The organism is Vibrio barjaei, assembly GCF_001639065.2.
GTDB lineage: Bacteria > Pseudomonadota > Gammaproteobacteria > Enterobacterales > Vibrionaceae > Vibrio > Vibrio barjaei.
Map to the genome: position 1 here is coordinate 1 of NZ_LQXO02000014.1, position 315 is coordinate 315.

Below are 315 nucleotides of genomic sequence, written 5' to 3' on the forward strand. Positions count from 1 at the left end.
AGGTACTCTATCCAGCTGAGCTACGAGCGCGCAACAAGTCTTTGTACAGCTTTCGCTATAACCGGTGTTGAATTAAGTTCTCACTTAAATCTTTTACCTAACCTATCATTCGAAAAGAATGGCGCGCTCGGAAGGATTCGAACCTTCGACCGCCTGGTTCGTAGCCAGGTACTCTATCCAGCTGAGCTACGAGCGCGCAAGGTTGTGAAGCATATCACATTTAATTTCTTTTTGAACAAAAAAATTGACTGAAACAGTCAATAAATGGCGGTGAGGGAGGGATTCGAACCCTCGATACGGCTACAAACCGTATAC

The 315-nt window shown here is 45.1% G+C and carries 1 tRNA gene; it reads right to left on the reverse strand.

The window, feature by feature from the left end:
• Positions 1-119: 119 nt before the first annotated feature.
• A tRNA-Arg gene (locus AWH66_RS09610) sits at positions 120-196 on the reverse strand.
• Positions 197-315: the final 119 nt, after the last annotated feature.